The organism is Geobacillus sp. DSP4a, from assembly GCF_013096875.1.
In the GTDB taxonomy this organism is placed as follows: Bacteria; Bacillota; Bacilli; order Bacillales; family Anoxybacillaceae; genus Geobacillus; species Geobacillus thermophilus.
In genome coordinates this window covers 1-407 of the sequence record NZ_SDLD01000219.1, presented here as the reverse complement: position 1 = coordinate 407, position 407 = coordinate 1, and the positions used below count along the sequence as shown (strand labels likewise).

Below are 407 nucleotides of genomic sequence, written 5' to 3'. Positions count from 1 at the left end.
ACGATGGAACGCAATGGACAGCTGATGCTCGTTCCTGATTATGAAGTGGAAAGCTATTGGGTGCGGCTCAAAGGATACGAGCATGTTCGAATGAGCGATGTGCTCGCGTTGTATCATGACCATGCGACATGCGAACAGTTTCATAGCGAACTGAAGAGCGACTTAGATTTAGAGCGGCTTCCATCTGGGAAGATGAAAACGAATGCGCTCGTGTTGGTCATGGGAGCCTTCGTTTACAATCTTCTTCGTCTGATTGGACAAGATCTATTAAGCGATCCGAGACATCCGTTGCACCACAAAGTGAAACGCCGTCGCATCAAGACGATTATTCAGACGGTGATCACGATGGCAGGTCGACTCGTCCGCCGATCACGACAGATCTGGATGAAACTGACGCGAAGGAGTGG

At 49.6% G+C, this 407-nt stretch carries 1 protein-coding gene; it reads left to right on the top strand.

What is annotated here, in order from left to right; translation table 11 throughout:
* Positions 1 to 407 (top strand): transposase (locus ETC02_RS17075; RefSeq protein ID WP_171698491.1); only part of this gene is annotated, 407 nt, incomplete at both ends.